The 25,965-nt window shown below is 64.5% G+C and carries 24 protein-coding genes; 11 read left to right on the forward strand and 13 right to left on the reverse strand.

Going from position 1 to position 25,965, the window contains the following annotated elements:
• Positions 1-76: 76 nt before the first annotated feature.
• Entirely contained in the window at positions 77-808 is a 732-nt protein-coding gene (locus tag ACSQ3E_RS05355) for an intradiol ring-cleavage dioxygenase (RefSeq protein ID WP_436121872.1), read from the reverse strand.
• Between the two features lie 184 nt (positions 809-992).
• On the opposite strand from ACSQ3E_RS05355, the gene ACSQ3E_RS05360 reads away from it, so the two are divergent.
• A complete protein-coding gene (locus ACSQ3E_RS05360) occupies positions 993-2,081 on the forward strand; it encodes a CobW family GTP-binding protein (protein ID WP_436121873.1) in 1,089 nt (362 codons plus the stop codon).
• A 168-nt stretch (positions 2,082-2,249) separates the two neighbouring features.
• Entirely contained in the window at positions 2,250-3,224 is a 975-nt protein-coding gene (locus tag ACSQ3E_RS05365; RefSeq protein ID WP_310322594.1) for a WD40 repeat domain-containing protein, read from the forward strand.
• Between the two features lie 55 nt (positions 3,225-3,279).
• Here the strand turns inward: ACSQ3E_RS05365 and ACSQ3E_RS05370 are convergent, their stop codons facing one another.
• Positions 3,280-3,732 carry a hypothetical protein gene (locus tag ACSQ3E_RS05370; RefSeq protein ID WP_436121874.1) on the reverse strand — a complete coding sequence of 151 codons (453 nt, stop codon included), beginning with the start codon at positions 3,730-3,732 and terminating at the stop codon, positions 3,280-3,282.
• Between the two features lie 74 nt (positions 3,733-3,806).
• On the opposite strand from ACSQ3E_RS05370, the gene ACSQ3E_RS05375 reads away from it, so the two are divergent.
• Complete coding sequence (locus tag ACSQ3E_RS05375) at positions 3,807-4,238, forward strand: MarR family winged helix-turn-helix transcriptional regulator (protein ID WP_436121875.1); 432 nt, start codon at positions 3,807-3,809, stop codon at positions 4,236-4,238.
• A gap of 46 nt (positions 4,239-4,284) precedes the next feature.
• Here the strand turns inward: ACSQ3E_RS05375 and ACSQ3E_RS05380 are convergent, their stop codons facing one another.
• Entirely contained in the window at positions 4,285-4,737 is a 453-nt protein-coding gene (locus ACSQ3E_RS05380; protein ID WP_436121876.1) for a hypothetical protein, read from the reverse strand.
• A gap of 154 nt (positions 4,738-4,891) precedes the next feature.
• Here ACSQ3E_RS05380 and ACSQ3E_RS05385 point away from each other — a divergent pair, with 154 nt between their 5' ends.
• From ACSQ3E_RS05385 to ACSQ3E_RS05400, 4 genes are all read left to right on the forward strand, one after another.
• The gene (locus ACSQ3E_RS05385; RefSeq protein ID WP_436121877.1) at positions 4,892-6,274 is read left to right on the forward strand and encodes an aspartate aminotransferase family protein; all 1,383 of its coding nucleotides are present in this window, start codon (positions 4,892-4,894) and stop codon (positions 6,272-6,274) included.
• 30 nt (positions 6,275-6,304) lie between these two features.
• The gene (locus ACSQ3E_RS05390; RefSeq protein WP_436121878.1) at positions 6,305-7,693 is read left to right on the forward strand and encodes a glutamine synthetase family protein; all 1,389 of its coding nucleotides are present in this window, start codon (positions 6,305-6,307) and stop codon (positions 7,691-7,693) included.
• 114 nt (positions 7,694-7,807) lie between these two features.
• On the forward strand, positions 7,808-9,043 hold the full coding sequence (locus tag ACSQ3E_RS05395) for a putative DNA modification/repair radical SAM protein (RefSeq protein WP_436121879.1): 1,236 nt from the start codon (positions 7,808-7,810) through the stop codon (positions 9,041-9,043).
• On the forward strand, positions 9,043-10,494 hold the full coding sequence (locus ACSQ3E_RS05400) for a UdgX family uracil-DNA binding protein (protein ID WP_436121880.1): 1,452 nt from the start codon (positions 9,043-9,045) through the stop codon (positions 10,492-10,494). Before ACSQ3E_RS05395 ends, ACSQ3E_RS05400 begins: the two co-directional genes overlap by 1 nt.
• Before the next feature lie 39 nt (positions 10,495-10,533).
• Here the strand turns inward: ACSQ3E_RS05400 and ACSQ3E_RS05405 are convergent, their stop codons facing one another.
• From ACSQ3E_RS05405 to ACSQ3E_RS05420, 4 genes are all read right to left on the reverse strand, one after another.
• A complete protein-coding gene (locus tag ACSQ3E_RS05405) occupies positions 10,534-11,799 on the reverse strand; it encodes a glycerate kinase type-2 family protein (RefSeq protein ID WP_436121881.1) in 1,266 nt (421 codons plus the stop codon).
• Positions 11,800-11,817: 18 nt separating this feature from the next.
• The gene (locus ACSQ3E_RS05410) at positions 11,818-12,324 is read right to left on the reverse strand and encodes a heme-degrading domain-containing protein (RefSeq protein WP_436121882.1); all 507 of its coding nucleotides are present in this window, start codon (positions 12,322-12,324) and stop codon (positions 11,818-11,820) included.
• Positions 12,325-12,381: 57 nt separating this feature from the next.
• Complete coding sequence (gene guaD, locus ACSQ3E_RS05415) at positions 12,382-13,698, reverse strand: guanine deaminase (protein ID WP_436121883.1); 1,317 nt, start codon at positions 13,696-13,698, stop codon at positions 12,382-12,384.
• Positions 13,699-13,806: 108 nt separating this feature from the next.
• Positions 13,807-15,027 (reverse strand): urate hydroxylase PuuD, encoded by a 1,221-nt coding sequence (locus ACSQ3E_RS05420; RefSeq protein ID WP_436121884.1) that lies wholly within the window; start codon positions 15,025-15,027, stop codon positions 13,807-13,809.
• 147 nt (positions 15,028-15,174) lie between these two features.
• Here ACSQ3E_RS05420 and ACSQ3E_RS05425 point away from each other — a divergent pair, with 147 nt between their 5' ends.
• Positions 15,175-16,095, forward strand: coding sequence for a LysR family transcriptional regulator (locus ACSQ3E_RS05425; protein WP_310322625.1), 921 nt, complete (start codon positions 15,175-15,177; stop codon positions 16,093-16,095).
• Between the two features lie 27 nt (positions 16,096-16,122).
• On the opposite strand, the gene ACSQ3E_RS05430 is transcribed toward ACSQ3E_RS05425, so the two are convergent.
• A complete protein-coding gene (locus tag ACSQ3E_RS05430) occupies positions 16,123-17,469 on the reverse strand; it encodes a serine hydrolase domain-containing protein (RefSeq protein ID WP_436121885.1) in 1,347 nt (448 codons plus the stop codon).
• 43 nt (positions 17,470-17,512) lie between these two features.
• A complete protein-coding gene (locus ACSQ3E_RS05435) occupies positions 17,513-17,986 on the reverse strand; it encodes an SRPBCC family protein (protein WP_310322631.1) in 474 nt (157 codons plus the stop codon).
• A 121-nt stretch (positions 17,987-18,107) separates the two neighbouring features.
• On the opposite strand from ACSQ3E_RS05435, the gene ACSQ3E_RS05440 reads away from it, so the two are divergent.
• Complete coding sequence (locus ACSQ3E_RS05440; RefSeq protein WP_436121886.1) at positions 18,108-18,623, forward strand: winged helix-turn-helix transcriptional regulator; 516 nt, start codon at positions 18,108-18,110, stop codon at positions 18,621-18,623.
• Between the two features lie 91 nt (positions 18,624-18,714).
• A complete protein-coding gene (gene dps / locus ACSQ3E_RS05445; protein WP_436121978.1) occupies positions 18,715-19,218 on the forward strand; it encodes a DNA starvation/stationary phase protection protein Dps in 504 nt (167 codons plus the stop codon).
• A 28-nt stretch (positions 19,219-19,246) separates the two neighbouring features.
• Here dps and xdhC read toward each other — a convergent pair whose 3' ends face one another.
• The 4 genes from xdhC to uraH are packed head-to-tail and all read right to left on the reverse strand — an operon-like array spanning position 19,247 to position 24,349.
• Entirely contained in the window at positions 19,247-20,140 is an 894-nt protein-coding gene (xdhC, locus tag ACSQ3E_RS05450) for a xanthine dehydrogenase accessory protein XdhC (protein WP_436121887.1), read from the reverse strand.
• The gene (xdhB, locus tag ACSQ3E_RS05455; RefSeq protein WP_436121888.1) at positions 20,137-22,497 is read right to left on the reverse strand and encodes a xanthine dehydrogenase molybdopterin binding subunit; all 2,361 of its coding nucleotides are present in this window, start codon (positions 22,495-22,497) and stop codon (positions 20,137-20,139) included. Before xdhB ends, xdhC begins: the two co-directional genes overlap by 4 nt.
• Before the next feature lies 1 nt (position 22,498).
• Positions 22,499-23,980: a xanthine dehydrogenase small subunit gene (gene xdhA, locus ACSQ3E_RS05460; protein WP_436121889.1), complete on the reverse strand. Its 1,482-nt coding sequence runs from the start codon at positions 23,978-23,980 to the stop codon at positions 22,499-22,501.
• A gap of 3 nt (positions 23,981-23,983) precedes the next feature.
• Positions 23,984-24,349, reverse strand: a complete 366-nt coding sequence (gene uraH / locus ACSQ3E_RS05465) for a hydroxyisourate hydrolase (RefSeq protein WP_436121890.1) — start codon at positions 24,347-24,349, stop codon at positions 23,984-23,986.
• Between the two features lie 180 nt (positions 24,350-24,529).
• Between uraH and puuE the strand changes: the two genes are divergently transcribed.
• Positions 24,530-25,963, forward strand: coding sequence for an allantoinase PuuE (puuE, locus tag ACSQ3E_RS05470; protein WP_436121891.1), 1,434 nt, complete (start codon positions 24,530-24,532; stop codon positions 25,961-25,963).
• Positions 25,964-25,965: the final 2 nt, after the last annotated feature.

Genomic DNA, 25,965 nt, shown 5'->3' on the forward strand with positions numbered 1-25,965 from the left:
GAGCGCTCTGTGCCAGACGCATGTTACAGTTCGATGACAGATACGTTTCGCCGGCAAATCTTCCCGCAAGGGAAGGTCATCCAGCTCGCTGAACAGCAACGATCATAAGCGCCTCATAGGCGGAGGCGGCTTCGCGCACCGCACTTTGCACGCCCGACCCTGCGCGGCGCAGGATGCCGTCGTCGGCGTTCATCGTGTCGCGCTGTCCGTCGCGCTGGTTGTAGGGCGCCCTGGTCGAGAAGATGTGCTCGCTGAGGTCATCGGGAAAGAACATCTGCCCGGTCATGGCCCTGCCCTCCTCCGGAAACGCCTTGAAGTGGATGTGGGTGGTGCGGCCGCGGTACCAGCCGGGATAGATGGTCTGGAAAGCGACGATGCCGGCCTTGTCGGCCCGCTGCCAGCCGCGCAGGAATTTCTGGCCCGTGGTGTCGACGTCGCGGCCGTCGCCCTGGCCGGGGTAACCGGAATAGTGACCGGTCGCGTCACAGTGCCAGAGGTCGACGCGGGCACCCTCGATCGGGTTGCACGCCTCGTTGACGATCTGCAGGCGCACGGTGAGGCCGACGCCTTCGCGGCCCTCGGTGATTTCGCTGCGCTCGAGCTCCGGGTCGAAATAATAGGGGCCTTCGGTAGTCTCCGGCGTGATCGAGCAGACGCCGGCTTCCGGCAAAAGCAGCGAGGCTGTTTGCGGCGAGGCCTGCTGTGCGAACAGTTGCACCGGCACGAGCGCGCTTCCGCCGGCCGTCACCGCGATCAGGCCCAGCGCCCGGCGGCGGTTGAGTTTGCTGGGGAATGATGCCTTGCGCATGGCTGGGAATCTCCGCGAATTGGGTCGGCAAGCCCTTGCCTGGCCATCAATCTAGGTGCGGTCGCACCTCCGTCCCAATGAAACTTCCGTAATGTGCGTTAGGTGGCACCATCATGCCGTTTGAGACGTGCAAAAGCTTGGCCGGCATCCTATATGGAGCCTCTATCCGATCCCGAGGACGACCATGACCGAAGCTCAGACCCAAATCCCCGTTACCGTGCTGACCGGCTATCTCGGTTCCGGCAAGACGACGCTGCTCAACCGCATCCTGTCGGAGAACCACGGCAAGCGATATGCGGTCATCGTCAATGAATTCGGCGAGATCGGCATCGACAACGACCTGATCGTGGAATCCGACGAGGAAATCTACGAGATGAACAATGGTTGCGTCTGTTGCACCGTGCGCGGCGACCTGATCCGCGTCGTCGAGGGCCTGATGCGCCGTCCGGGCCGTTTCGATGCCATCGTCGTCGAGACCACCGGCCTTGCCGACCCGGTACCGGTGGCCCAGACCTTCTTCATGGACGACGACGTCCGCTCCAAGACCAAGCTCGACGCGGTCGTGGCGCTGGTTGACGCCAAGCACCTGCCGCTGCGCCTCAAGGATTCTCGCGAAGCCGAGGACCAGATCGCCTTCGCCGACGTCGTCGTGCTGAACAAGACCGACCTGGTGACAGCTGACGAATTGCGCGACGTCGAAGCCGCCATCCGCGCCATCAACCCGTCCGCCAAGATCCACCGCACTACCCGCGCCGGCGTTGCGCTCGACCAGGTGCTCGACCGCGGCGCCTTCGACCTGAAGCGCGTGCTGGCCGACGACCCGCATTTCCTCGATGCCCACGATCATGACCACGACCACGATCATGAGTGCGGGCCGAACTGCGACCACGACCACCACCATCATCACCACGATCATGACCATCACCACCATGATCACGACCACCACGAGCATGGCGCGGTGTCACCGATCCATGACGTGACGGTGCAGTCGGTGTCGCTGCGCGGCGGCGAGATGGATTCCAAGAAGTTCTTCCCCTGGATCGAGAAGATCACCCAGATGGAAGGCCCCAACATCCTGCGCCTCAAGGGCATCATCGCCATCAAGGACGATCCGGACCGATACGTCATCCAGGGCGTGCACATGATCATCGAGGGCGACCACCAGCGCGCCTGGAAGGACGACGAGAAGCACGAGAGCCGGCTGGTCTTCATCGGCCGCGAGCTCGACGCCGAACGTCTCAAGCGCAGCTTCGAGGCCTGCCAGGCGGCGTAACCTGCCAACACAGTCACCGGATACCCTGCCCCTCATCCGCCTGCCGGCACCTTCTCCCCGTAAAGACGGGGAGAAGGAACAAGCGGCAACGTCGATGCCCCCCTCGCCCCGTTTACGGGGAGAGGGTAAGGGTGAGGGGCAGCTGAAATTTCGAATGGAATAGTCTTTATGCCTACAGTCGCCCCGTTTGATCTCGAAGGCCATTGCATCACAGCGGCCTTCCTCGACAACATTCCCTTCTTCGCGCTTGCCGACGGCATGGTGCACTGGCTCGACCACGGCCAGAAGTCGGTGAAGCTGCATGACGGGCTGCTGTCGGCGACGACGACGGCCAAGAACGACCTGATGATCTCGGGTGGCGAGGACGGTAAGGTGATGACGCTGACCTCGGCCGGCGTCACGGCTGAACTGGCGAGCGTCGGCAAGAAGTGGGTGACATCTGTCGCTTCAGGCCCGCAAGGTGCCGTGGCTTACGCCAGCGGACGCAATGCCTGGGTGCGTTTCGCCGACGGCAAGACCAAGGAATTCGCCCACCCCCGCTCGGTCGAAGGCGTAGCTTTTTCACCCAAGGGCATGCGCATCGGCGTTGCCCGCTACAATGGCGCGACGTTGCATTTCCCTGCCGCCGATGGCACCCCGACCGAACTGCAATGGGATGGCGCGCATACCGGCATCACGTTTTCTCCCGACGGCGCCTTCCTGGTGACCACCATGCAGGAAAACGCCCTGCATGGCTGGAAGCTCGTCGATGCCAAGCACATGCGCATGACCGGCTATCCCGCCAAGGTGAAGAGCCTGTCGTGGAGCGCCAAGGGCAAGTGGCTGGCGAGCTCCGGCGCGCCGGCGGCGATCGTCTGGCCCTTCAGTGGCAAGGATGGCCCGATGGGCAAGGCGCCACTGGAACTCGGCACCCGCGGCAACACCATGGTGACCTCGGTTGCCTGCCATCCGAGCGAAGACATCGTCGCCATTGGCTATGAAGACGGCATGGTGCTGGCGGTGCGTTTTGCCGACGCCAAGGAAGTGCTGCTGCGCCGCCCCGGCAAGGGCGCCATCACCTCGATGGCCTGGGACAAGGAAGAACGCCGCCTCGCCTTTGGCAGCGCCGCCGGCGATTGCGGCGTCATCGACATCACCGGCTAAGGCAAACTCCAGGGATCGTTGAAGCGGTTTCCCCTGGACTTGCTTCCCTCGAAACTCAGCCTGCGCGCACGGCCCTCGCCGGCTTGCGCCGAAGCGCCAGGCCGTCGCGCATGTTGAGCGACAGAAGCGTGATGTTGACGGAACCTGCGGTCAATTCCAGCGTCTGCACGATGATGAAGGCGATGTCGAAACGTCCCTCCGCCGCCCAACCGGCAAGCACATAGGCCGACGGCAGCAGCACAAGCAGACCGTTGGCGGCGATGATGCGCATGCGGCGCTTCTTGTGCTGGACGACAGGGCTCTTCCAGCCCTTGCCAAGCGAAAAGCCCGAGGCGCCGGCGATGATCATCGCCGGGATGAGCACCGCCATGCCCGCGAGAATTGTAGCCTTCACCGTGGCGATGATTTCGGCGCTGCCGGTCAGTTCGGCAGCAACGGTGGAAATCCAGAAACAGCTGACCGTGAGCAGAGCGACCCCACCGGTCGCGGCATGAAGTTTCGCTTTCATCGTCGAACCTCCAGTTTATATAGCAAGCTATATATCATTGCATAGCATGCTATTCAACGGTTATTTCTGCGGCCATGGCCTTTCAGAAAGAACGTTCCGCCGGATACCTCGCCAACCAGATGGCACGCCTGTTCGCCAAGGGCCTGCATGAGCGCATCCGCCCTCTCGAACTGGCCCCGGCACAGTTCATGACGCTGCTGGCATTGTGGGACGAGGACGGGCTGGCGCAGAGCGAACTGGTGCGGCGCCTCGATGTCGAGCAGGCAACGATGGCCAATACGCTGACCAGGATGGAGCGTGACGGACTGATCGAGCGACGCGCCAACCCCGACGACGGACGCTCGCAGGCAATCCACCTGACGCCAAGGGCAAAAGCGCTGCGCGACCCGGCGACCACCGCCGCCCGCGCCCAGAACGAGGCGGCGCTGGCCGATTTTTCCCAAGAGGAACGGGAAACTTTCCTGGCGCTGATGCGACGCGCCATCGCCGCAATGCACAAGGATTGACCGCCAGTTTGCGCGGCAAGCGCAACCAGTGCCCTGTCCGGCTGGACTATTCGACCAGGCAGGTGGCGCGGCCGGTGAAATTGTAGGTCTTTCCGTCGCCGCCGGTGGCGTCGGTCATTTCGAAGACGGTGACCGAGTACTGGCCGATGTAGTCGCCTTCGTCGCCGGACTTGGTCCGGACAGTGACCTCGACATAGCCGTGCGGCTTGTCGGCTTCGCGCTCGCGATAGACGACCATGCGCAATTCCTCGCCATCGAGCCAGTATTGCGCGAGATGGTCGCGCTCGAAGCTCATCTTGCGCAGGTCCTGTGAAATCGCCTTGCTGGAAATCTCGATCTCGCCGCGGAAATTGAACACCGGGCTGCCCATGCCACGAGTGACGCCACTCTCGATGGTCAGGTTCACTGCCTCATCCTTGGCACCGCATGAGAGCCCGCCAGAGGCACCGGCCGGGCCCGCCGCTAGCAGGATCGACATGGCAGTCATGATAGCACGCATCGGTATCTCCCCCCAAAGCACAGTCTGATGATCGCCATTGCAACGGGCGGGTCAAGACGGCCGCACTGAGCCAATAGACACCTGCACAACGGCCAGTTGCCGTTTGACGGGGCGGCTGGCTAGAGTGGCGCCCGTCTGTCCAATGGGAGCCATGATGAACCGCATCGAACGACCCGAAACCACCGAAGGCGGCGTGCCTTTGTCGCGCATCGCGGAGCTTGCAGCGACGGAGGCGGAAATCTTCCGCCGCGCCCGCCCCAAATCGGAAGCTGCGGTGGGCAACGGCATGGCAGGGTTCTTCAACGGCGTTCCGATGCACTGGATGAAAGACTGGCCGACGCCCTTCCCCATCCTCGTCGACAAGGCGAACGGCGCGACCATCACCGACGTCGACGGCATCAGGCTGGCCGACTTCTGCCTCGGCGACACCGGCTCGATGTTCGGCCACTCGCCAGCTCCAGTCGCCCGTGCCATCCGCAGGCAGGCGGCGCGCGGCCTGACCTACATGCTGCCGTCGGAGGATTCGCTGACGCTTGGGCTGCTGCTGGCAAAGCGCTTCGGCCTGCCGCACTGGCAGATCGCCACGACCGCAACAGACGCCAACCGTTTCGCACTGCGCGTCGCGCGCGCCGTCACCGGGCGCGACAAGATCCTCGTCTTCAACGGCTGCTACCATGGCGCGGTCGACGAGACGATGGTGCGGCTCGACGACGGCAAGCCGATCAACCGCCCCGGCCTCGCCGGCGAGTTCCGCGACCTCACCCAGCGCACCCGCATCGTCGAGTTCAACGACCTGCCGGCGCTCGAACAGGCGCTGGGCTATGGCGACGTCGCCTGCGTCATCACGGAGCCGGTACTGACCAACTCCTGCATGGTGCTGCCCGAGCCCGGCTTCCTCGAAGGCGTGCGCGCGCTGACGCGGCAAGCCGGCACGCTGCTTTTGATCGACGAGACCCACACCATTTCGACCGGCCCGGGCGGCTACACCCGCAAGCACAATCTCGAGCCCGACCTGTTCGTGCTCGGCAAGCCAGTCGCCGGTGGCGTGCCGGCGAGCGTCTGGGGCATGAGCGAGGAGCTCGCCACCCGTTACGCCGCCTACAACGCCACCAAGGAGCCGGGCTATTCCGGCATGGGCACGACGCTGTCGGCCAATCCCCTCCAGTTCGCGGCCATGCGCGCCACGCTAGATGAGGTGATGACCGAAGAGGCCTACGCCCATATGGAAAAGCTGGCCGAACGGCTGGCGAACGGCCTCGACAAGGCGATCCGAAAACGGAAGCTGCCCTGGCACGTGATGCGCGTCGGCGCCCGTGTCGAGTTCATCTGCGCGCCTGGCCCGCTGCGCAATGGCGGCGAGGCCGAGCATGCGCATGCCTCCCGGCTGGAGGCTGCCATGCATGTGGCACTGGTCAATCGCGGCGTGCTGATCGCGCCGTTCCACAACATGATGCTGGTCTCGCCAGTGACGGCAGCGCGACAGGTCGACAGACTGGTCGCAGCTTTCGGCGATATTGCCGCCCGTCTTGCGGCATGAGACAAGGCACAAGGACAATCGAGTGACATCATGACATCACCTTCCGGCTCGACCGTCGATGAGGCCAGAGCCTTTCTCGACGCGAACCCAGATATCGAAGCCTTCGACATCGTGCTGACGGACGCCAATGGCGTTGGCCGCGGCAAGATCATCCGCCGCCACGAGCTGATGGGGCTGTATGAAGGGGGGCGGCACCTGCCCATCTCCATCCTTGGCCTCGACATCACAGGCGAGGACGTCCACGAGACCGGCCTGATCTGGGACTCCGGCGACGGCGACATGCGCGCCTGGCCGATCCCCGGCACGTTGAAGCCTTTGCACGGCACCAGCCCGGCCCGCGGCCAGGTGCTGATGTCGATGTTCCACCTCGACGGCGCGCCGATGACCTCGGACCCCCGGCTGGCGCTGAAGCGGCAGGTCGACAGGCTGGCCGAAAAGGGTCTCTACCCCGCCGGCGCCTTCGAACTCGAATTCTTCCTGCTGTCCAACGAACGCGACGGCGACGGCAAGGTCCAGCCGGCCCGCGCCGTGCTCGACGGCCGCGCCTCAGGTAAAACAGAGGTCTATTCGGTCGACCATCTGCATGGCATGGAGCCGCTGTTCTCCGACATCTACGCCGCTGCCAAGGCGCAAGGCATCCCCGCCGAAACCGTCATCTCGGAATACGCACCGGGCCAATACGAGCTCACCTTGCGCTACCGCAAGGACGTGATGCAGGCCGCCGACGACCTGCTGATGCTGAAGCGGCTGGTGCGCGCCCAGGCCCGCCGCCACGGCGTCACTGCCTGCTTCATGGCCAAGCCGATCGAGAAATATGCCGGCTCGGGCATGCATTTCCACGTCTCGCTGCTCGACAGAGACGGCAACAACGTCTTCACCGAAGCCGAGGAAGGCACCTGGGAGCCGAAGCTGCTGCACGCGCTCGGTGGCCTCGCCGAGACGATGGCGGAATCGATGCTGGTGTTTGCGCCGCACGCCAACTCGTGGCGCCGCTTCGTTTCGCAGTCCTATGCGCCGGTGGCGCCGACCTGGGGCGTCAACAACCGCTCGGTGGCGCTGCGCGTGCCGGCGGGCGACGCCAGGAACCGCCGCATCGAGCATCGTCCTTCCGGCGTCGATGCCAACCCCTACCTCGTCGCAGCGACCATCCTGGCCGGCATCTCGAAGGGGCTGGAGGAACAGCTCGATCCCGGCCCGGAAACGTCCGGCAACGGCTACGAACAGGCCGAAGGCACCGAAAGCGTGATGCCGCCGGACTGGCGCTCGGCCATCGAGGCCGCCAAGGCCTCGGAGTTCCTGCGCGAGGCACTGGGCCACGACCTGCACCACACCTTCACCGCGATCAAGGAAAGCGAATACCTGCGCGTCGCCCGCACGGTGAGCGAACTCGACTACCACCTTTATTTGCATGAGGTGTGATCCCCTTGGGGTGGCGGACAATCGCCCGCCCCCTCCCCCTAGGTTCCGATCACATTTCGCCACGTAGCGGCGAAGCCTCTGGCCTTGCCTGCCAAAAGAACATATCATGAACAAATGGCAGTTCTTTCGACCCGCGAGAAACTCGCGATCCTTTCCGACGCCGCGAAATATGACGCTTCCTGCGCCTCGTCGGGCGCCGGCGGACGCGACTCGCTTGCGTCGCGCGGCATCGGCTCGACCGAGGGCATGGGCATCTGCCACTCCTACGCGCCCGACGGCCGCTGCATCTCGCTGCTCAAGATCCTTCTGACCAATTTCTGCATCTACGACTGCAGCTACTGCATCAACCGCTCGTCCTCCAATGTCCGCCGCGCCCGCTTCACGGTCGACGAGGTGGTGCGGCTGACCATGGATTTCTACAAGCGCAACTACATCGAGGGGCTGTTCCTGTCCTCGGGCGTCATCCGCTCGCCCGACGAGACCATGGGCGAGATGGTGGAGGTGGCGCGGCGGCTGCGGCTCGACGAGAAGTTCGGCGGCTACATCCATCTCAAGACCATTCCCGAAGCCTCGGCCGATCTGATCGAGAAGGCCGGGCTCTATGCCGACCGGCTGTCGATCAATGTCGAGTTGCCGACCGATGAGGGCGTGAAGCGGCTGGCGCCGGAGAAACGGCCAGAGACGATCCGCGTCTCGATGGCCAAGCTGCGCTCGAAGATCGAGGAGAAGGCGGAGCCGACGCTGCGGACGAAGACGCGCGAACGCTTTGCACCGGGAGGCCAGTCGACACAGATGATCGTCGGCGCCGACGCCACACCAGATGCCGGCATCCTCAAGACCAGCGCCCGGCTCTATAGCAGCTACCAGCTGCGGCGCGTCTACTACTCGGCCTTCAGCCCGATCCCCGACGCCTCCTCCGCCCTGCCCCTCAGGAAGCCGCCGCTGATGCGCGAGCACCGGCTCTACCAGGCCGACTGGCTGATGCGTTTCTACGGCTTCGAACAGGGCGAGATTCTCGACGGCCAGCCCGATGGCATGCTCGACCTGGAGATCGACCCCAAGCTCGCCTGGGCCCTGCGCAACCGCGCCTCGTTTCCCCTCGACGTCAATCGCGCCGACAAGGAGAGGCTGCTGCGTATTCCGGGTTTCGGCACGCGCGCCGTGGAGCGCATCATCGAGACCCGCCGCTTCAAGCGGTTGCGGCTCGAAGATGTCGGCCGGCTCTGCCAGTCCATCGCCAAGGTGCGCCCGTTCATCGTCGCCGACGGCTGGTCGCCGGGCACTTCCACCGATGCAGCACGGCTGCGCGAGACGATCGCGCCGAAGCCGCGGCAACTCGAGCTGTTCTGATGGCCAACCAGCCTGCTTTGTCACTTGCCGCCTACGCCGTGCACCTCGCCGGCCCGACCGACTTCGACGGCTGGCGCGATGCCGCGCGCAGGCTTAGCACCAACGAGGTGAAGCCCGAGGACATCGAGTGGCATGTCGGCGGCGAAGGCGACGAGCTGCCGGCGCCAACCCCGGGTGTCGAGCTCAGGGTCTCGCGAGAGTTCGTCGAGCGCGCGGCTATCGTCGCCTGCCACTCCGACAGCGAGCGTTTCGCCCTGCTCTACCGGCTTTTGTGGCGGCAGCGCAGCGCACCGCATCTGCTCCGCATCGCCTCCGACCCCGACGTGCGCCGTTTCGAGGCGATGGAGAAATCGGTCAGGCGCGACGAGCACAAGATGCATGCCTTCGTCCGCTTCCGGAAGATCGGCGATGGCGACAATGAGCGTTTCGTTGCCTGGTTCGAGCCCGAGCATTTCATCCTCGAACTGGCGGCACCATTCTTCGTGCGCCGCTTCACCGGCATGCACTGGGCGATCCTGACGCCGCACGGCTCGGCTGAATGGGACCGCGAAAGGCTGGCGCTCGGCCCCGGAGCCTCGAAGGACGACGCGCCTGCCACCGACCAGTCGGAGGAGATGTGGCGGACCTATTTCGCCAACATCTTCAATCCGGCCCGTCTCAAGGTGAAGGCGATGCAATCGGAGATGCCGAAGAAGTACTGGCGTAACCTTCCCGAGGCGTCGCTCATTCCGGGACTGATCGCCAGAGCCGACGAAGCTGCCCGGGAGATGATCGCGAGGATGCCGACGATGCCCGCACCGCATCATCAAGCGATACAGGCCAGGCATTGGCCGGCCGCAGAAGAACAGGCAGCGACTGAGGCGCAATCGATCGATGCCTTGCGCCAGCAGGCGAGCCAGTGCCGGCGCTGCCCACTGTGGAGCGAGGCGACGCAGACGGTGTTCGGCGAAGGCCCCGACGATGCCGAACTGGTGTTCGTCGGCGAGCAGCCTGGCGACCAGGAGGATCTGCAGGGCCGGCCCTTTGTCGGCCCCGCCGGCAAGATCTTCGACGCAGTGCTCGGCGAAGCCGGCATCGACCGCACCGCAGTCTACGTCACCAATGCCGTCAAGCACTTCAAGTTCGAGCCGCGCGGCAAGCGCCGCATCCACAGCAAGCCCAATGCCGGCGAGGTGCAGGCCTGCCGGTGGTGGCTGGCGCAGGAGCTGACGCTGCTGAAGCCGAAGCTGGTGGTGGCGCTCGGCGCGACTGCGGCCCAGTCACTGCTGGAGGCGCCTGTCACAATCACCCGGCAGCGCGGCCAATCCATCAGACGCGACGACGGTCTCACTGTTTTCCTGACGATCCACCCGTCCTACGTCCTGCGCATCCGCGACCCGCAGGAGGCGGCAGCCGAACGCGCCCGCTTCGCCGAGGACATCAGGGCAGTGCGGGCAATGATGACAGGCTAGCGCAAGGCCGGGATTATTGCCCTGCCCCCGGAGAAACCGCTATCGGATCAGGATCGCCCTAAGGTCGTTGACATTGGTGCCGGTCGGCCCGGGGACAAAAAGATCGCCCACCGAATTGAACGCCGTCCAGGCATTGTTGCCGGCAAGCATTGCCTTGGCGTCGACGCTGGCGCCATGCATGCGCGACACGGTCGAACCGTCGGCGAAGGCGCCGGCATTGTCTTCGGAGCCGTCGATGCCGTCGGTGTCGGCGGCCAGAGCATCGATGCCCTGAATACCATCGATGCCGATGGCGAAGGCGAGGAGGAACTCGCTGTTGCGGCCGCCCTTGCCCTTGGCGCGGAGCGTAACCGTGGTCTCACCGCCGGACAGGATCAGCACCGGCTTGTTGAACGGCCGGTTGCGGGTCGCGACCTCGCGGGCGATGGCCGCATGCACGCCACCGACCTCGCGCGCCTCGCCTTCGATGGCGTCGGAGAGGATGACTGTCTCGACGCCCTGCTTGCGCGCGGCTTCGGCGGCGGCGTCGAGCGACACGGCGGCGGAGGCGATGACATGCACCTCGTTGCGGGTAAAGCGCGGGTCGGACGGCTGCGGCGCGTCGGCGGCGGCCGAGTTGATATGCGCCATGACATTGGCCGGCAGCACGATGCGATAGGTCTCGATCATCCTGAGCGCGTCAGCGCGCGAGGCCTCGTCAGGTACCGTCGGACCCGAGGCGACCAGCGCCGGGTTGTCGCCTGGGATATCGGAGACCACAAGCGAGACGACCCGTGCAGGCCAGGCGGCAGCGGCGAGACGGCCGCCCTTGATGCCCGAAATGTGCTTGCGGATGGTGTTCATCGCCGAGATCGGGGCGCCGGAAGCGAGCAGCGCCTCGTTGACGGCGATTTCGTCGGCAAGGGTGAGTGTGCCGGCCGGCGACGGCAGCAACGCCGAGCCGCCGCCCGAGACAAGTGCGACGACGAGGTCGTCCTCGGTCAGGCCAGCAACGGTCTGAAGCAAAAGCTTCGCCGCCTCGAGACCGTTGGCGTCGGGCACCGGATGCGACGCCTCGACGATACTGATGCGCTCGCAAGGAGCAGCAAACCCGTAGCGGGTGACAACCACGCCTTCCAGCGGTCCGTCCCAGGCTTTTTCAAAAGCAGCTGCCATCTGCGCCGAGCCCTTGCCGGCGCCGATGACGATCGTCCGCCCCTTGGGCTTTTCCGGCAAGTGGCGGCGGATGGTGAGTTCCGGGTCGGCTGCCGCGACGGCGGCCTCGAAAATGCTGGTCAGAAACTGCTTCGGGTCGGTCATGGCCATCGGGACGTTCAAACTCTTTCAGCTGTTCGCAACGGGGGGCAAGGCGAGTTCGCGGCTGGGAATGCCGAGATGGTCGGCGATCGCCGTGACGACCACCTCATGGTCCTGGCGCTCCGGCAGGCCTGAAACGGCAATGGCGCCGATGACACCGACGCCCTTGACCTTGATCGGGAAGCCGCCGCCGGCCAGCACGTAATCGTCGATCGGCAAGGCATCTCCGACAGGAAAGGTGCGGTCGCTTCGTGCCTTCTGCAGCACCATGCGATAGCTGCTGCGATGGAAGGTCCTGACGACGTTGATCTTGCGCCGCGCCCAGTCGGTGTTGTTGACGGTCGAGCCGGGAAGCGCGCTGTAAAACAGCGCGCGGTCCCACAGGCGAATGTCGACAATGATGGGAAAATTCTCGGCCAGTCCGCGGGCGCGGATGGCCGAGCCGATGTCGAAGGCAACCGCCTCGTCGAAGCGGTCGAAGACCAGTCGGTCCTCCTGCTCGGCGATCTTTTCCAGGTCCTCGGCTGCTGCCATCGTCCGTTCCTCCGTCAGACACGGCTCACATGGCAGACGCGGGCGAATGACGCAAGGTCAGGCGGCCTGATCCATCGTCGTCTTGGCGGCTTTGCCCGCGACATAAACCTCCACCACGGCGCGGTCGTCACCGAGCGTCTGCAGCAGGAACAGCTCCTCGGCCAGCGTGCCGGTGCGCTCCATCCTGAGCCGCATGCCTGGCGTGGCGCGCGCGTTGAGCACGACGATGTCGGCATCGGTGCCAACCTCCAGCGTGCCCACCTTGTCCGAAATCGACAGCGACTCGGCATTGCCGCGTGTCAGCTGCCAGTAGGAAGCCAGCGGGTTCAGCTTCTCGCCATTGAGCGCGATGACCTTGTAGGCCTCGTCCATGGTCCGCAGCATCGAATAGTTGGTGCCGCCGCCGACATCGGTGGCGGTGGCGATCCTGAGCGGCTTGTCGCGCTTGCGGTAGCGCTGATAGTCGAACAGGCCCGAGCCGAGGAATAGGTTGGAGGTCGGGCAGAACACGGCGATCGAGCCATGCTCGGAGATCGCGTCGGATTCGCGCTCGCCGAGATGGATGCAGTGGCCGAGCAGCGTGCGCTTGCCGAGCAGGCCATAGTGTTCGTAGACGTCGGTGTAGTCGCGCGACCAGGGGTAGAGTTCCTGGGTGAAGGCGATTTCGGCGTGGTTTTCCGACAGATGCGTCTGGATATGCAGGTCGGGATGCTCGCGCGCCAGCTGACCGGCCATCTCCATCTGCTCGGGCGTCGACGTGATCGCGAAGCGCGGCGTGATAGCATAGTGCTGGCGGCCCTTGCCGTGCCATTCCTTGATCAGCGCCTTGGTGTCGTCATAGCTCGCCTGCGGCGTGTCGAGCACGCCCTCCGGCGCATTGCGGTCCATCATCACCTTGCCGGCGATGTTGAGCATGTTGCGCTCATGCGATTCGGCGAAGAACGCCTCGGCCGACTGCTTGTGCACCGAGCAATAGGCAGCGACCGTCGTCGTGCCGTGGCGTACCATCTCGTCGAGGAACAGCCGCGCGATGCGGCGGCCATGCTGGGTGTCGATGAAGCGCGTTTCCTCGGGGAAGGTGTACTTATTCAGCCATTCCAGCAGCTCGGCGCCGTAGGAGGCGATGATCTGCATCTGCGGGATGTGGACATGGCCGTCGATGAAGCCGGGCAAGATCAGATGCGGACGATGGTCGATGACCCTGGCGTCGCCGGCCTGGGCCGCAACCTCCGAATAGGCGCCAACGGCCGCGATCTTGCCGTCGCGCATCAGCACCGCACCGTCTTCCTCATAGGCATAGGACGCATGGTCGTCGGCGCTGTCGGGCCAGCGCAGGAAGGACAAGGTACGGCCGCGAAGAAGTATGGTGGTCATGATCGGACTCTACAGGCTTTCTGGCGTGGCGAAATCGCGGCTGTCGCCGCGCGTCGAATTGGGCGCGACGAGCGCGCCCCCGAACTTTCAATCCATATGTCGCAGGCGCTACTTGCGCGCCTGTTCGTACCAGGCGACCAGCAACGCCCGCTCCTCGGGCGTGATCTGGGTCACATTGGCCGGCGGCATGGCATGGCTGCGGCCGGCCTGCAGGTAGATCTCGCGCGCATGCAAAGCGATCGCGTTGTCGGTCTCCAGCACCACGCCCTTGGGCGCATGATAGACGCCTTCGTAGGAAGGTTCGTTGGCATGGCACATGGCGCAGCGGCCGAGCACGGTATCACGAACCTTGGGGAACTGGGCGGCGGCGATGTAGGGCTCGGTGGTGACGGAGGCGTTCTTGTCCTCGCCGGTCAGCACCTTGGGCACCGTCGACAGCCACATGATGACGACGAACAAAAGGGCGGCGGCGAGCCAGGTCCAGTGCGGATTGCCTTCGCGCTTGTGAACCGTGTTGAAGTAGTGGCGGATCAGCACGCCGATGATGAAGATCAGGGCGGCGATGATCCAGTTGAACTCGGTGCCGAAGGCCAGCGGGTAGTGGTTCGACAGCATCAGGAACACGACCGGCAGGGTCAGGTAGTTGTTGTGCGTCGAACGGGTCTTGGCGATCTTGCCGTATTTCGGGTCGGGCTTGCGGCCGGCGATGAGGTCGGCGACGACGATCTTCTGGTTCGGGATGATGACCATGAAGACGTTGGCCGACATGATCGTCGCGGTGAAGGCGCCGAGATGCAGGAAGGCGGCGCGGCCAGTGAACAGCTGCGTATAGCCCCAGCTCATGAAGACGACGACGACGTAGAGGATGATCATCAAAAGCGTGTCGTGGTCGCCGAGCTTCGACTTGCAGAGCAGGTCGTAGACGACCCAGCCGAGGCCGATCGAGGCCAGCGAGATGGCGATGGCGACGGGTGCCGACACGTCGAGCACGTTGCGGTCGACAAGGAACAGCTCGGCGCCGCCATAATAGACCAGGCAGAGCAGCGTGAAGCCGGAAAGCCAGGTGGCGTAGGATTCCCACTTGAACCAGGTCAGGTGCTCCGGCATCTGGGCCGGCGCCACCAGGTATTTCTGGATGTGGTAGAAGCCGCCGCCATGGACCTGCCATTCCTCGCCATGGGCGCCGACGGGCAGGTTGTCATGCTTCCGCAGCCCGAGGTCGAGGGCGATGAAGTAGAACGATGAGCCGATCCAGGCCATGGCGGTGATGACATGCAGCCACCGCACGGCGAAGCTCGCCCAGTCCATGAAAAACGCCAAGTCGTACATCCGCCGTCCCTTTTTCGCAGCGTGCCGATCTTACGATGCCCGATGCATTGGGGAAGTGAAAGGATTCGCGATGACTTTCAAAAAAATCTGGAAAATACTAGCGTAGCGCTGCACGGCACAAGCCGGCTATGGAACCATTGGTCTCGCATGGCATATCTCGACAACATCGCTGTCTTCGTCCGCGTCGTGGAACTCGGCAATCTTTCCGCTGCGGGCCGCGATATGCGCATTTCGCCGGCGGTTGCCTCCAACCGCATCAAGGAGCTGGAGAAGCACCTCGGCGTGCGCCTGTTCAACCGCACGACGCGTCAGCTGATGCCGACCGAGCACGGCAACGTGTTCTATTCCGGCGCCAAGCAGGTGCTGGAGGCGATCACCGAGGCGGAGGCCGCCGTCTCGGCACTTTCCGGTCAGCCGCGCGGCACCATCCGCGTCACCGCTCCGCTTGGCCTTGGCCGCCGCCTCGTCGCCTCGGGCATCCCGGAATTCCACGACAAGTATCCCGACATCGAGGTCAGGCTCAGGCTTTCGGACCACAATGTCGACATCCTCAAGGAAGGCCTCGACGTCGCCTTCCGGTTGGGCGTGATCGAGGATTCGAGCCTCCGGATGCGCGGCATCATGGAATGCGAGCGCGTGCTGGTTGCAGCACCCAAATATCTCGAAAAGCGCGGCGAGCCGGAAAGCCCCAACGAACTGATCGGCAAGAAGCATGACTGCTTGATGCTGCGCTATCCCGGTTCGCGCGAGTATTTCTGGACGCTGGAGACGCCCAACGGGCCGACCAAGTTCGAGGTCCACGGCCCGTTCGATTCCGACGATGGCGACGTGTTGACCGGATGGGCATTGGCCGGGCGCGGCATCATCAACAAGCCGCGCTTCGAGGTCGAGCCCTTCATCCGCGACCAGCGGCTGAAGATCATCCTGCCGCAGACGCCGCCTACGCCGGTGCAGTTTGCCGCCGTCTATCCGCACAAGAAGCTGCAGGACCCGAAGGTCCGGCTGCTGCTCGACTTCATGGCGGAGCGCTGCCACAAGCTGATCAAGGACATCCTCGCCGGCAAGTGAGGCCGACTGGGGTGTGTGGTTAGCGCCTCACCCCTCGATCGCCTGGTAGGCCGACGTCCAGAAGTCGACATAGTGCTGGGGCGCCTCGGGCGAATCCATCAGCTTCTGGGACAGCAGGATGCCGGCGAAGTCATTGGCCGGATCGGCATAGGCAGAGGTGCCATAGCCGCCGTCCCAGCCGAACCGGCCCGGCGTCATCCAGAGATTGTCGCGCTTGAGCGCCACCGACATGCCGAGGCCCCAGCCGGAATTGCCATTGAAGAACATCGCGGCACTCACCTTCTGCTCGTCGGTGAGCTGGTCCGTCGTCATCAGCTCGACCGAGGCGCGCGACAGGATGCGCTCGCTGCCGAGCTTGCCCTTGCCGAGCATCATGCGCAGGAACGCGAGATAGTCATCGGCCGTCGAGACAAGCCCGCCGCCGCCCGATTCGAAGATCGCAGGCTTGGCGAACAATCCGCCCTTGGCCTCGTCGTAGACGCCGAGCTTGCCGGTCTGGAAATCCCGGGAGTAAGCGGTGGCGAGCCGGTCGACCTTCTCCGCCGGCGCGTGAAAGCCGGTGTCCTTCATGCCAAGCGGGGCAAAGATGCGCTCCTGCATGAAGGCGGATAGCGGCTGGCCGGCAGCGCGCGCGATCAGCACGCCGGCGAGGTCGAGGCCGGTGTGATAGAGCCAGCCCTGGCCCGGCTGATGTGCGAGTGGCAGGGAGCCGACGGCCTTCATGAAGGCGTCGGGCGAGCCGCGATACAGGTCGGCACTCGGCGCGATGCCGGCCTCCGCCATCGCATGCTGCACCGGATAGGCGAACGGATAGACCATGATCGCGCCGACGCCGAAGCGCAGGGTGAGCAGGTCGCGCAGCGTGATCGGCCGGTTGGCCGGAACGGTGTCGGTGAGCTGGCCGTCGATGCTCTTGAGCACCTTGCGGTCGGCAAGCTCGGGCAACCATTTGTCGACAGGATCGTCGAGGCGCAGCCGCGATTCCTCGACCAGGATCATCGCCGCCACCGCTGTGACCGGCTTGGTCAGCGAGGCGATACGGAAGATGCTGTCGCGTTGCATCGGCGCGGGGCCGTCGAGCGCAAGCACACCCGCTGCCTCGACGTGGGTCTCGCCACCACGGCTGACCGCCCAGACAAGACCTGGCACGTCGCCACTTTCGACATGGCCGGCCATGACCTTGCGCATCCGCTCGAGCCGGTCCGTCGCGAAATTGCCAGTGTTCATCGGCGTGCTCCTTGTTGCCGCAGTCGTGGCCGAAGCCGTTTTCGCCGGCGCCTCATGGGCGCCGGCTGGTGTCGGCGCGGCAAGCGCGGCCGACACTGCCAATCCCTTCATCAGGCTACGACGATCCAACCCCGAAGACATGCTCATCTTGGCCTCCCTGCGTTGGCTGTTGCCCATGACTGCCGCCGCCTTACGCGGCAGCAGGGACCTTCTCGACTTCGCCGGCCAGGATATCGAGCAGTCCCCTGCAGCCCGCCTCGCGGTCGGCGGAGCCGTACTGGCCGTCGAGGAACGAATCCTGCTCGACATAGGTCAACCTCGTGCCATTGCCTTCGGGCTTGAACTCGATTGTGGCGAGCGACGCCGAGAAGCTGACACCGGCAAGCGCCATGACATAGGCAATCACAATGCGCTGGTCGGCTACGATATCGAGATAGGTGGTGTCGTTGGAAATTTCGGGGCCGCCCTGGAAGCGGAAACGGCTGCGCTCCGAGCCGCCGATACGGAAATCGAGCGAGAATTCGTCGACCTCCCAGCCCTCGCCTTCGGCGAACCAGCGGCGCTTGAGCTCGGCGTTGGAAAAGTGGGCGAATACCTCTGCGGGCGGGGCCGCGTAAAACCGGTCGATGCTGAAGCTGGCCTGAATTGCTGAAGTCGCAGTCATGTCTCTCTCCATCAATAAGGCCGCGAGCCGTTCGGCGTTCACAACCAGTTGCATTAATTAACCGGTTGCAAGATAGGCAGACTGATTTTATATTGCAACTGGTTTTTTGGAGTTGCATTGCATGAACCAGCAGCATCGGTCGGGCTGTCCGATCAACCTCACCCTTGAGGTGGTCGGCGACAAATGGAGCCTCATCGTCCTGCGCGACATGATGTTCGGCAATCGCAGGCACTTCCGCGAATTGCTGACCCAGTCGGAGGAAGGCATCGCCTCGAACATCCTGGCCGACCGGCTGCGGCGGCTGCTCGACGACGGGCTGATCAGCAAGGCCGACGACCCCAGCCACAAGCAAAAGGCGATCTATTCGCTTACCGAGATGGCGATCGAGCTGCTGCCGGTGTTCGCGCAGATCGCCGCCTGGGGCCGCAAATGGCTGCCGGTCAGCGAAGAGCTCAGCATCCGCGCCGAGCTTTTGGAAAAGGGCGGGCCGGAAATGTGGGAGCGGTTCATGGAGGAGTTGCGCACCGACCACCTCGGCGAACCCTTGTCCGAGGCAGCGCAAAAGCGGCTTCCCGTACGCTTGGAACTGCAGGACGCCTATCTCGAAGTCGTCGCCCGCAACGCCGCATCAGGCTGATTATCAACTGGGCCAGCCCGGAACCGAACTGTCATACGGCTGTTGTAGCCTGCGTGCGCCGCCCGGCAGTCACCCGTCGGCGCGACCAGCCATCAAGGAGCAGGCAATGATTTCCCATCCGACGCGCAATGATCTTAAGTCCAACGCCAAGAAGGTTTCGATCGAACTTCTCAACGCACGGCTCGCCGATGCGATCGACCTGGCGCTGATCACCAAGCAGGCGCACTGGAACGTCAAGGGCCCGCACTTCATCGCCATTCACGAGATGCTGGACGGCTTCCGCAAGGATTTGGACGAGCACGTCGACACCGTCGCCGAACGCGTTGCCCAGTTGGGCGGAGCGGCTCTCGGCACCTCGCAGGTCGTCGTCGAGGCCAGCAAGCTGAAGCCCTATCCGACCGACATCGCAAAGACCAGGGATCACATCGCGGCCCTGATCGACCGCTATGCCGATGCGGCGAAAAGTGTGCGCTCGGCCATCGACGAGGCGGGTGAGGCAGGCGACGCCGACACGGCCGATATCTTCACCGCCTATTCGCGCACGCTCGACAAGTCGCTGTGGTTCCTCGAAGCCCACATCCAGGAAAGCGAGTAGCCGCCGGGCCTGATTGAGGCCGCGCCGGTCACTTCGCCCGGAGAACCAGCGCGGTCATGATCTCGGCCGCGGCGAGCGCGGCAATGACGGCGGGGCGTTTGTCCTTCACGGCGTCGCCGCCGATCGGGCAGATCAGTCCCGCGAACTGCCCGTCGCTGCCACCAGCAGTCTTGAGGAACCAGCTCTTGAACGTGGCCTTCTTGGTCTTGGAGCCGATCATGCCGACATAGCCGGTGTCGTCGCGCTTCAGCGCCTCGGCGACGATCAGGAAATCGAGCGCGTGGTCATGCGTCAGCACGACGAAGGCTGCACCCGCCGGCGCCTCGCGCACCATCTCCTCGGGCATTGGCGTCAGCCGCGTCACAACATTGTCGGGCATGCCTTCGAGCGCATCGGAGCGAGTCTCGACAACGACGACATTGAGCGGCAGCAGCGCAAAGGCCGATGCGAGTGCGTGGCCTACATGGCCGCCGCCGAAGACATAGACATGCGGACGCGCCGCGTCGGATGCCTCGGCGCTGGCCAGAAGATCGGCGCGCATCGCGTCGTCGACATTCCTGACGGCGACCTCGACGCGCCCGCCGCAGCACTGACCGATCTCTGGGCCGAGCGGAATGTCGAGAGTGAGGCTGTCCTTGGTTTCATTGGCATGGTCGAGATAGCGCGCCGGGACGGGATCGCCGGTGACGTGCTCCATGACAGTACTGCGCTTGGACGAACCGGCAAGCATCGCACGGGCCGTGTCGATCGCCATGAATTCAAGCTGGCCGCCGCCGATGGTGCCGAAGATGCGCTGCGGCGACACCAGCATCCACGCGCCTTTTTCGCGCGGGGTCGAGCCCTTGGCCTCGGCCACCTCGACCAGCGCTACCGCAGGCGCTGCGCCGAGGAAGGCCCGCAGGCTCTTGGCGGTCGCGGTCACTTCGCCTGGGCCGCCTCGGCCCGGAGGCGTTCGATCGCCATCAGCACGCGCTCGGGTGTGGCCGGAGCGTCGAGACGCGGACAGATCTTGTGGTCGGCAACGCTCGCCACCGCATCCGACAGCGCGTGCAGCACCGCCATGCCGTGCGGCAGCGGCGGCTCGCCAACTGCCTTCGAGCGATGGATCGTCGGCTCATAGGCCTCGGACCAGTCGGTCAGCGCGACGTTGAAGACCTTGGGCCGGTCCGAAGCGAGCGGAATCTTGTAGGTCGACGGCGCATGCGTGCGCAGCCGGCCCTTGCCATCCCACCACAGCTCTTCCGTGGTCAGCCAGCCCATGCCCTGGATGAAGCCGCCCTCGACCTGGCCGATGTCGATGGCCCGGTTCAGCGAACGGCCGGTGTCGTGCAGGATGTCGGCGCGCTCGACGACATACTCGCCGGTCAACACGTCGACCGAAACCTCGGCACAGGCCGCGCCATAGGCGTAGTAGTAGAAGGCGTGGCCCCTGCCCTTGGCTCGATCCCAGTGGATCTTCGGCGTCTTGTAGTGGCCGGCCGCCGAAAGCTGGATGCGGTTGAGATAGGCCTGCTTGACCAGATCGTTGAACGCAATCTCCTGGTTGCCGACACGCACGCGGTTGGGCAGGAAGACCACCTGATCCGCTGGCACCTGGTACTTCTCGGCGGCGAAGTCGGTCAGCCGCTTGCGAATCTGGCGTGCCGCGTCCTGCGCCGCCATGCCATTGAGGTCCGCGCCCGACGACGCTGCCGTCGGCGCGGTGTTCGGCACCTTGGCGGTGGTGGTCGCGGTGATCTTCACCCGGTCGAGGTCGATCTGAAACTCTTCCGCCACCACCTGCGCCACCTTGAGATGCAGGCCCTGCCCCATCTCGGTGCCGCCATGGTTCATGTGCACCGAGCCGTCGGAATAGACATGCACAAGCGCGCCGGCCTGGTTGGACTCGGTCTTGGTGAACGAGATGCCGAACTTGACCGGCGTCATCGCCAGGCCGCGCTTGACGAAGCGGCTGTTGGCGTTGAACGCCGCGATCTCGCGGCGGCGGCGGGCATACTGCGCGCTTTCCTCGAGCTCGGCGACGATGCGCTGGATGATGCAGTCCTCGACCTTCTGGTGATACGGCGTGAGGTTACGCTCACCTGGGGTGCCCATCGGGTCGTAGAAGTTCAGCTTGCGGATTTCGAGCGAGTCCTTGCCGACGGCAAAGGCGACCTCGTCGATGACGCGTTCGGCCCCGACCATGCCCTGCGGGCCGCCGAAGCCGCGGAACGCCGTGTTCGACACCGTGTTGGTGTAGAGCGGCGCCGACTTGGCATGCACGTTCGGATAGAAATAGGCGTTGTCGCAATGGAACAGCGCACGGTCGCCCACCGGTCCCGAAAGATCGGCCGAGAAGCCGGCATTGAGCGCGAACATGTAGTCGACGCCAAGGATGCGGCCCTCGTCGTCGAAACCGACCTCGTAATCGATGGCGAAGTCGTGGCGCTTGCCGGTTGCGGTCATGTCCTCGTCGCGGTCGAGGCGGACCTTGACGGCGCGCTTGTGCTTCTTGGCCGCGATCGCTGCGATCGCGGCGCACTGGTTGGCCTGGGTTTCCTTGCCGCCGAAACCGCCGCCCATGCGACGTACCTCGACCTGCACCGCGTGGCTCGGCACGCCGAGTACGTGGGAGACGAGGTGCTGGGTCTCGCTCGGTCCTTGCGTCGAGCAATAGATGGTGACCTCGTCATCCTCGCCGGGCACCGCCAGCGACACCTGGCCCTCGAGATAGAAATGGTCCTGGCCGCCAAGCTTCATCCGTCCCTTAACCCGGCGCGGAGCAGCGGCGATCGCTGCCGCCGCGTCGCCGCGGTTGAGCGTCAGCGGCGTGGTGACCTGCTTGTCGTTTTCGGGATCGAGATCCCAGATGCTGAGGACAGCCGGCAACTCTTCATATTCGATCTTGCCGAGGCGCGCGGCCTGGCGGGCCTGCTCGCGAGTCGTGGCGACGACGGCGAAGATCGGCTGGCCATGGAACTGGACCTTGCCCTCGGCAAGGACCGGGTCGTCATGCATACCGCTCGGCGACACGTCGTTCTCGCCCGGCACGTCGGCATAGGTCAGAACGTCGACGACGCCGGGAGCTGCGCGAACAGCCGCGAGGTCGACCGATTTCAGCGTGCCATGGGCGACGTTGGACAGGCCGAGGCCGATATGCAGCGTGCCTGCCGGTTCCGGCATGTCGTCGATATAGACGGCCTCGCCGGCGACATGCTTGTGGGCGGAGTCGTGGCGCTGGTCGGTGTGCACGCCGCCGGAGATCTTGGCGGCCTTGAGGTTCGGTTGATGCTGGGTCATGTCACGCAGCCTCGTATCTCGACACCGTCAACGGTGCCTTGGTGCCTGTCGTTTCCATGTAGAAACGCAACAGCAGGTTCTTCGCTGCCAGCGCGCGGTATTCCGCGGTGGCGCGCATGTCGGTCAGCGGCGTGAAGTCTTCGGCATATTTCGCCATTGCCGCCTCGACCGTTGCTTCGGTCCAAGGCTGGCCGACGAGAGCCGCCTCGACAGCGCTGGCGCGCTTCGGCGTCGCCGCCATTCCGCCATAGGCGATACGGACTTCGGCGACGGTGCCATCCTTGGCAAGGCTCAGCCAGAAGGCGCCGAGTGTTGCGGTGATGTCCTCGTCGCGGCGCTTGGTGATCTTGTGGACGGCGAAATGCACGCCCTTCGCCGGCACCGGCACATGCACCGCCTCGACGAACTCGCCAGGCGCGCGGTCCTGCTTGCCATAGGCGATGAAGAAGTCCTGCAGCGAAATCGTCCGGCGCGTCTTGCCCTTGCGCAGCGTGAGCGTCGCACCGAGCGCGATCAGCGGCGGCGGCGTGTCGCCGATCGGCGAGCCGTTGGCGATGTTGCCGCCGATGGTGCCCATGTTGCGCACCTGCTCGCCACCGATGCGGTCGATGAGCGGGCCCAGCGCCGGAATGTGCTTCGACAGCGTCTCGAAGGCTTCGGTGTAGGTGACGCCGGCGCCGATCGTGATGACGCCCTTGTCGTGCGACAGGCCCTGCAGCCCCTCGATGTTGGCGATGAAGACGACCGGCGCGATCTTGCGCATGTGCTTGGTGACCCAGAGGCCGACGTCGGTCGAGCCGGCAACCACGGTTGCGGTCGGCTCGGCTTCGAGCACATCGGCGAGATCATCGACGCTGGCCGGGATGACGAAGCGGTCCTTGCCCTCGCCAACCTCGACACGGATGCCGTCCCGGAAGGCCTCGAGCCGCGCTGTGATCGCCTTGCGCTCAACCAGCAGCGGGTCCTTGGTGGCCTTGCCGTAGTCGGAAATGGCACGCGCTGCGCGCATGATCGCCTCGTAGCCGGTGCAACGGCAGAGATTGCCCTGCAGCGACTTTTCGATCTCGGCGTCCGACGGTTCCGGCGATTTCATCCACAGCCCGTAGAGCGACATGACGAAGCCCGGCGTGCAGAAGCCGCATTGCGAACCGTGGAAATCGACCATCGCCTGCTGCACTGGATGCAGCTTGTCGCCGCCACCGGCGAGATGTTCGACTGTCACGACATGGCAGCCATCGAGCGAGCCCATGAAGCGGATGCAGGCATTGACGCTTTCATAGACCAGCTTGCCGCCGGAGAGCCGCCCGACCAGCACCGTGCAGGCGCCGCAGTCCCCTTCGGCGCAACCTTCCTTGGTGCCGCGCAGCGTGCGCTGGAGACGGAGGTAGTCGAGCAGCGTGGAATCAGGCGCGACATTGCCCAGCACGACATCCTCGCCGTTGAGGATGAAGCGGATGTGGTTGCGTGTCTTGACCGTCGCCATGGCTCAGCTCCCCCTATAGGTGGAATAGCCGAAGGGTGAGATCAACAGAGGCACATGATAATGCGTCCGCTCGGCCATGCCAAAGCGGATCGGCACGATGTCGAGGAAGGCCGGCTTCGGCAGGTCGGTGCCCAGACCGCGGAGATAATCGCCGGCAGCGAAGATCAGTTCGTATTCGCCGGTCACGAACTCGTCGCCGGCGAGCAATGGCGCATCGCAGCGGCCGTCGGAATTTGTGGCGACCTTCTTCAGCAGCGTGCGCGCGTCGCCTTCGATCCGGAACAGCGAGATCGCCAGGCCTTCGGCAGGCTTTCCGGTAGCAGTATCAAGGACATGGGTGGTGAGGCGTCCGCCTTCGGCCTTTGTCATTCGCTCTCCCTATTGGCGCTGAACGCCATCGATATAGATTTTGCGCCATTTAAGGCCATTGCATAAGGTGTGGTCGAGCAGAGCACTACAAAAAGACTTTCAAAATTTTTCGAGGGAATGTCTGACACACCTTTCGCTATTCTGCTCAAGTGCCCGGCAAGAATCCGGTTTTGAGGGAACATGCGTTACGTAAGAGATATGCGCGGCTACGGCGCAAACCCACCCCACCCGCAATGGCCTGGCAACGCGAATGTTTGCGTGCAGTTCGTAGTCAACTACGAAGAGGGTGGCGAAAACAACATCCTGCATGGCGACGCCGCTTCGGAAGCGTTCCTGTCGGAGGTGGTCGGCGCGGCCCAATGGCCGGGCAAGCGCCACTGGAACATGGAATCGATCTATGAATACGGCGCCCGCGCCGGCTTCTGGCGGCTCCACCGCATGTTCACCGAAGCCAATGTGCCAGTGACCGTCTATGGCGTGGCGACCGCCCTTGCACGCTCGCCCGACCATGTCGCGGCGATGCAGGACGCCGACTGGGAAATCGCCTCACATGGCCTGCGCTGGATCGACTACCGCGATCACGCCGAAGCCGACGAGCGAGCCGACCTGATCGAAGCCATCCGCCTGCACACCGAAGTCGTCGGCGAACGCCCCAAGGGCCTCTATCTCGGCCGCACCTCGGTCTATTCGGTGCGCCTTGCCGCTGCCGAAGGCGGTTTCGAGTGGATTTCCGACACCTATGACGACGAGCTGCCCTACTGGCTCGACCATGACGGCCACGGCAACGCGATTTCGCCGCAGCTGGTGATCCCCTACACGCTCGACGCCAACGACATGCGTTTTGCGACCGCGCAAGGGTTCAATTCGGGCGACCAGTTCTACGCCTATCTCAAGGACAGCTTCGACACGCTGTACCGCGAAGGTGCCGCCGGCCTGCCGCGCATGATGAGCATCGGCCTGCACTGCCGCCTCGTCGGCCGTCCCGGCCGCGCGGAAGCACTTCGCCGCTTCATCGAATATGTGCAGGGCCACGACAAGGTCTGGCTGGCTCGCCGTCAGGACATCGCCCAGCATTGGCGCGACACCCACCCCTACCAGCCGCAGGAGCTGCGTCCCTCGCGCATGGAGCGCCAGGAATTCGTCCAGCGTTTCGGCTCGATCTTCGAACATTCGCCCTGGATCGCCGAGCGTGCCTTCGAATTCGAGCTCGGACCAGCGCATGACAGCGCCGGTGGTGTGCACAATGCGCTCTCCCGCGCCTTCCGCTCGGCGAGCGAGACGGAGCGGCTCGGTGTTTTGACCGCCCACCCCGACCTCGCCGGCAAGCTGGCCCAGGCCAAGCGCCTGACCGAGGAGTCGACCAAGGAGCAGGCCTCCGCCGGCCTCGACGCGCTGACCGACGCCGAGCGCACCCGCTTCACCGAACTCAACACGGCCTATGTCGAGAAATTCGGCTTCCCCTTCATCATCGCCGTGCGCGACAATGACAAGGCGAGCATCCTCAAGGCATTCGAGACCCGCATCGCCAACAACCGCGACCAGGAGTTCCTGACCGCCTGCAAGCAGGTGGAACGCATCGCCTGGTACCGACTTCACGACCTCCTTCCAAGCTAAGA

The sequence above is a fragment of the Aminobacter sp. LjRoot7 genome (assembly GCF_964252895.1).
In the GTDB taxonomy this organism is placed as follows: domain Bacteria; phylum Pseudomonadota; class Alphaproteobacteria; order Rhizobiales; family Rhizobiaceae; genus Aminobacter; species Aminobacter aminovorans_B.